Consider the following 6,045-nt stretch of genomic DNA (forward strand, 5'->3'; position numbering starts at 1 on the left):
GCCGGGCGCAGGTGCTGCGCGCGGCGCGGACGGCGGGCGTGGAATGCCGCGAAGGGTTGTTTGCCCGGGCAGAACTGCTCGCCGCAGACGCAGTTTTTACGGCCAATGTGGCTTCGGTGCGCGTCATCCGGCAGCTTGGTGGCGTCTGTTTCCTGTCTGATAGCCCGGCCGCCTTCGCGCAGGGTTTTGCAAGGTGAAAAGGGGTTTCGCCAAGTTGACGACCAATCAACCTTGCGAAACCCCTTTTCACCTTGCAAAATCCTGCGCGCAGAAACCTTGCCCTAAACGGCAACCGGCGCCTTAATGGCCGGCCAGGGGTCGTAATTCACCAATTCGAAATCCTCATACCGGAAGCCGAAAATATCCTTCACCTCAGGGTTAATGCGCATCTGCGGCAGCGGACGAGGCTCGCGCTGCAGCTGCAACCGGGCCTGCTCCAAGTGGTTGCTGTAGAGGTGGGTGTCGCCGCCGGTCCAGATGAATTCGCCGGGCTGCAAGCCCACTACCTGCGCCACCATGAGGGTGAGCAAGGCGTAGCTGGCAATGTTGAAGGGCACGCCCAAAAACACGTCGGCCGAGCGCTGGTAGAGCTGGCACGAGAGCTTGCCGTCGGCCACGTAGAACTGGAATAGCGCGTGGCAGGGCTGCAGCTTCATCTCGGGCAGCTCGGCCACGTTCCAGGCCGAAACGAGGATGCGGCGCGAGTCGGGCTGCGTCTGCAGCTGCTGGATAATCTGGGCAATTTGGTCGATATGACCACCGCGGCCGTCGGGCCAGGAGCGCCACTGGTGGCCATACACGGGGCCGAGGTCGCCGTTGGCATCAGCCCACTCGTCCCAGATTTTCACGCCGTGCTCCTTCAGGTATGCAATGTTGGTATCGCCCTTAAGGAACCACAGCAGCTCGTGGATGATGCTTTTCAGGTGCACCTTCTTGGTCGTCACCAGCGGGAAGCCCTCGGCCAAGTCGAACCGCATCTGCGGGCCGAAGATGGACACGGTGCCGGTACCGGTACGGTCGGTTTTCACGGTGCCGGTGTCGAGGATTTGGCGGAGCAGAGCTTGGTATTGGCGCATGGGTGGCGAGGTGAACCTACAATAGGCTTGTCGAGGTCAAATTTACGGACCAGCAACTGGTTGATATGTCCTTTTTGCGGGTCCGTTCTTTGCCCGACTATCTTTAGCTACCCAAAGACCGTCTTTTCCAGAAACAATGCATGCTCGCTACCGCCCGCTACTTCCAACGCTGCTACTGGCAGCTTGCTGTCTTAGCACGCTTGTTTTCTGGCTAAAAGGCACCACAACCGATGAGGGAGCCCCCGCCAATTACGTATTATCAGCGAAGCATTACGGAGCCTTTGCCGCTACGAGCGCAACGCTGGCAGCCTTTTTCTTTTGCCGGCACTACTACAAATATTTCCTAGCGCTGACTCTCCTACTCGGTATGTTTGGGCTGTTGAATTTCATCATTAGCGAAACGAATGTTTCGGTTGCCTTCGGGCCGCTTCGCATCAGTATAAGCTTAGTAGTAGCGGCTATTGGGCTGATTACATACATACTCTACGCGAGCAGAGTTAATGCGAAGCTGCTAGCACTTGCCGCCCCCTCAGACGAGAAAATCAGAAAGGTCCAGCAACAGGAGATTGCCACTTTTAAAGAGCGGTTTGCCCGGAAATCAACGGAGGAGCTGGCGGCGATAGTCGCTGCCAACGCGCTGGTTCCTACCGCGGTGGCGGCTGCCCGACAGCTTCTGGCCCAGCGAGACTGATTAGCCAGTAGCCAGAAACGAAAAGCCGCCCCGTTTCCGGAGCGGCTTTTCGTTTCTCAAGCAGCGGCGAGCACTGCCTTAAGCACTTATTTCACGGTAGCTACCGTCGCCTTAGCTTCGGTTTTGGCGGCAGTTTTGCCGCCTTTCATGCAGCACGAGCCGCCGGCCATGCCGCCTTTCATGTCTTTCGAGCAGGAAGCCTTCATCTCGGTCGAGCACGAGGCTTTCTTGCCTTTTTTGCCATCCTTATCGTGGCCGTCGTGGGCGAAGGCGGTGCTGCCGGCGAAGGCAAACAGGGCGAGGGCGAGCAGGGACTTTTTCATGGGAAATGCAGTTGGGTGAAGGGGTGACGCGAAGTACCACTGGCATTCGCAGCCCTAAGATACACCGCCGCCGGACTATTGCGACGCGTCGCGCCCGCTTATTTCAATTTGGCTTCGAGCAACGCCACCACGGCGGCGTGGCCGCCCTCTTTGGCCAGGGCGAGGGCATCCTTGCCATCGTCGTCTTTGGCGCGGACGTCGGCCCCGCTGGCGAGCAGCAGCGTCACCAGCGCAACGTTGCCTTTGCCGGCGGCCGTCATAAGGGCCGTGGTTTTGAAGGCGTCGACCTGGTTCACCTGGGCCTTGGCCTGCAGCAGCAGTTTGGCCATGTCGAGGCTGTTGGCGGTGGCGGCCGTGATGAGGTAGGTAGTGGCCGAGCCTGGCACTATTTCGATGGGCGCGTTGGGGTCGGTGCCGGCTTTGAGCAGGGCTTCGGCGGCGGGCAGGTCGCTTTTCAGCACCGCTTTTTTCAGGCTCTGGGCGGGCGTGGGCGTTTGGGCCGACGCGGCCGTAGTGAAACAGAATAAGGTAGCAACCAGCAATAAAACGCGCTTCATATCCGTAGGCAGCAAATATTTTCAGGGGAAATAATTCCACAAAGATGCGCCCGCCGGAAGCCGCAATCACGTTAAAAAGGGCGTTGCTTCAATAATTATAAGCCTTTGCTTGAAAAGTAATACGACCCAGCAAATGCCACCGAACGTTGTGGCCGGTGGCTTGTTAGGGTTAGGTATGACTGTCATCCTGAGTGCAGCGAAGGACCTTATTACGTCAGGAAGATTTGTTCTAACGTGATAAGGTCCTTCGCTGCACTCAGGATGACAGTCGCGAAATTTGCTCTCCGCTTCCATTTCCCCAATGTCCCTTCGTCGTTCTGCCCACCTTGCTCTGCTGGTGCTGGGCCTGCTTTCCGCCCTCAGCGCCTACTACGTGGCCCAGCTGCGGTTCAACTACAATTTCAACGACTTCTACCCCGCCGGCGACCCCGACCTCGACTACTACCAGGGCTACACCCGCCGCTTCGGCAACGACAACGACTACCTGCTGCTGGGCGTGGAAGCGCCGGCCGGCCAAACCGTATTCGCGCCCGCCTTCCTGGCCCGCATCGATTCGCTGACGCGGCTAGCCCGGCGCGCGCCGCACGTGGTGGCCGTCACCTCCCCCACCACCATCAGCAACCCGGTGGTGGAAGGGCTGGGCTTCTTCAACCTGCCCTACCTGCACCCCGCCGAGCCCGCCCGCCGGGCGGCCGACTCGACCCTGATTTACCGTACGCCGGGCCTCGTGGGCAACGTATTCAGCCCCGATGCCCGGGCTGTCACGCTCGTTATCCAGACCACGCCCGACCTGAAAAAGCCGCCCGGCGACTCGCTGCTGGCCACCCTGCGCGGCGGACTGGTGCGGCTTAATATTCCGGAGAAAGACTACCACTTTGCCGGGCGCGCGGTAGCCCAATCGGTGTTTGTGGACCGGTTGCAATGGGAGCTGGCCGTGTTTATGAGTTTGTCGGTGCTGCTCGTGACGGGTCTGCTCTGGTTCACGTTCCGGACATGGTGGGGCGTGGTGCTGCCGCTGGTGGTGGTGCTGGGGGCCATTTTGTGGGGCTTGGGCGTGATGGGCGCTTCGGGCATCAGCATCGATTTGATGACGGCACTGCTGCCGGTGATGATGTTCGTGGTGGGCACTTCCGACACGGTGCACATCATCACGCGCTACGTGAGCGAGCTGGGCTACGGGGCCAGCAAGCGCGACGCGCTGCGCGTCACGCTCAAGGAATCGGGTTTCGGCTCGGGGCTGTCGGCCCTGACAACGAGCCTGGGCTTTTTCACGCTGATGACCAGCACCATCCGGCCGATTTATAACTTCGGGCTGTTCACGGGCATTGCCGTGCTGCTGGCGTTCGTGCTGAGCTTCACGTTGCTCCCAGCGCTGCTGCTGCTGCTCAAGAAGCCGCAATTGCGGGTGCCGCGCCAGCAGGGCCACAGTTGGGATGGCGTGCTGGGCCGCCTGTTTCGGACGGTGCTGGTGCGGCGGCGGCTTATTTTCGTGGTGAGCGGGCTGGTGCTGGCCGCCTCTATCGGGCTGGCCACGCGGGTGCGCATCAACTCGGCCATGCTCGACGACCTTTCGAAAAACGACCCTGTGCGCCTCGATTTTGCCTTTTTCGAGCGGCAGTTTGCCGGCGTGCGGCCCTTCGAGCTGGAGCTGAAACCGCAGCACGGCCGCGACATCTACGACCTGGCCGTGCTGCGCCAAACCGAAAAAATCGAAACCTACCTGCGCGATACCTACGGTCTGCGCTTCGCCGCCTCGCCCGTCACGCTGGTGAAATCGGTACGCAAGGCCCTGAACGGTGGTGGCCTGGCCGAATACCGCCTGCCTGCCGATTCGGCCGAGCTGGCCCGGCTGCGCGGCAAGCTCAAGCTCTTCCGCAAAAAGCCCGAGTTCAAAGCCCTGGCCCTGCCCGACGGCCGGGCCGGCCGCCTCACCGGCCGCATGGCCGACGTGGGCAGCATCCGGGCCGATGCCCTGAACGCCGGCCTGCGTCGTTACCTGCGCACCAGCACCGATTCCACCGTGCTGCGCACCCGCCTCACCGGTTCCAGTAACCTCATCGACAAGAACAACGAAAACCTCACGCTGAACATGATAACCGGGATGAGCATCGACATTGTGATGGTCACGCTCATCGTGCTGGCCCTGTTTAAGTCGTTGCGCATGACGGTAGTGGTGCTCATTCCCAACCTTGTGCCCATCCTCATCGTGGCCGGCGTAATGGGCCTGGCCGGCGTGAGCATGAAGGTGAGCACGAGCATCATCTTCACCATCGCCTTCGGCATCGCGGTCGATGATACCATTCACTTTATCAGCAAGCTACGCCTTACACTCAGCCACGAGCCCAACCTGTTCAAGGCCGTGAAGCATACCTACCTGCTGGCCGGCAAAGCCGTTATCGTTACCTCGCTGATTCTGGTTGGCGGCTTCTCCACGCTGCTGTTCTCCTCGTTCGATGGTACGTTTTACGTGGGCCTGCTCATCGGCCTCACGCTGCTCTTCGGCGTGGTGGCCGAGCTCACGCTGTTGCCGCTGCTGATACTGTTTTTCTACAAGCACCAACCGAAGGCCGTGGTGGCGCAGGAGCTGGCCGTCCCGCAGGAGTAAACCGACAGAACGATGTTGAGACGCAACGCTTAGCGTCTCGTCGTTGAACAATGACGCCCAAGCGAAACCCAAGCGGCGCGGTACCGGAGACGCGAAGTGTCGCGTCTCTACATCGCTCTGCCCGGATGCGCACAAACGGAACTTTTATTAACTTTGTATTTCAAAGTTCTTCGAATAATATGATTCAATTCGTTGCTCCTACTTCCATTGTCCGCCGCATCTGGGGCTCGTCTGATACCGTGCTGTTCATCTTTGCCGGGGCGGCGGCCGAGTTTGCGCTCAACAAGGCCGTGGACTGGCTCTACTTCACCGGCCGCCTGCCGGCCGACCCGCTGGGCCGCCTGTTCTCGACGGTCGACTACGCCCGCCGCATCGTGTTTGCCGACCGCGCCGGGGCCGAAAAGGCCATCGACAGCATTGCCGCCATCCACGCGGCCGTGGAGGCGAAGCGCGGCCGGGTCATTCCGGCCTGGGCCTACCGCGACGTGCTGTTCATGCTCATCGGCTATTCCATCCGGGCGTTTGAGGTGCTGGAGCGCCCGCTCACGCCAGCCGAATGCGAAGAAATAACGGACGTTTTCTGCCGGGTGGGGCGGCGCATGGGCATCCCCAATTTGCCGGCTTCCTACGCCGAATGGCTGCAGGCCCGGGCGCAACACCTGGCCGCTGACACCGCCGCCAGCGCCCTCACCGCCGACCTGTACCGGCAGTACCGCAAGCACCTCGGGGGACTGCGCTACCAGTTGCTACGGCTGGTGCAGGGCTTGGTGGTGCCGCAGCTGGTGCGGGCGCA

The 6,045-nt window shown here is 60.8% G+C and carries 7 protein-coding genes; 4 read left to right on the forward strand and 3 right to left on the reverse strand.

Annotated features, from left to right (window positions below; translation table 11 throughout):
* A partial coding sequence (locus tag ACYVDE_RS12715) for a hypothetical protein (RefSeq protein ID WP_460501920.1) occupies positions 1–197 on the forward strand: 197 nt, incomplete at its 5' end.
* Between the two features lie 84 nt (positions 198–281).
* Here ACYVDE_RS12715 and ACYVDE_RS12720 read toward each other — a convergent pair.
* On the reverse strand, positions 282–1,076 hold the full coding sequence (locus ACYVDE_RS12720; protein ID WP_460501921.1) for a thymidylate synthase: 795 nt from the start codon (positions 1,074–1,076) through the stop codon (positions 282–284).
* A 136-nt stretch (positions 1,077–1,212) separates the two neighbouring features.
* Between ACYVDE_RS12720 and ACYVDE_RS12725 the strand changes: the two genes are divergently transcribed.
* Positions 1,213–1,767, forward strand: coding sequence for a hypothetical protein (locus ACYVDE_RS12725; RefSeq protein ID WP_460501922.1), 555 nt, complete (start codon positions 1,213–1,215; stop codon positions 1,765–1,767).
* Positions 1,768–1,853: 86 nt separating this feature from the next.
* Here ACYVDE_RS12725 and ACYVDE_RS12730 read toward each other — a convergent pair whose 3' ends face one another.
* Both ACYVDE_RS12730 and ACYVDE_RS12735 read right to left on the reverse strand, forming a co-directional pair.
* Entirely contained in the window at positions 1,854–2,090 is a 237-nt protein-coding gene (locus tag ACYVDE_RS12730; protein WP_460501923.1) for a hypothetical protein, read from the reverse strand.
* Positions 2,091–2,188: 98 nt separating this feature from the next.
* Positions 2,189–2,647, reverse strand: coding sequence for an ankyrin repeat domain-containing protein (locus ACYVDE_RS12735; protein ID WP_460501924.1), 459 nt, complete (start codon positions 2,645–2,647; stop codon positions 2,189–2,191).
* A 301-nt stretch (positions 2,648–2,948) separates the two neighbouring features.
* On the opposite strand from ACYVDE_RS12735, the gene ACYVDE_RS12740 reads away from it, so the two are divergent.
* Positions 2,949–5,252 (forward strand): efflux RND transporter permease subunit, encoded by a 2,304-nt coding sequence (locus ACYVDE_RS12740; protein ID WP_460501925.1) that lies wholly within the window; start codon positions 2,949–2,951, stop codon positions 5,250–5,252.
* 179 nt (positions 5,253–5,431) lie between these two features.
* The coding region (locus tag ACYVDE_RS12745; RefSeq protein WP_460501926.1) for an oxygenase MpaB family protein at positions 5,432–6,045 on the forward strand (614 nt) is incomplete at its 3' end.

This window comes from Hymenobacter agri (genome assembly GCF_054778495.1).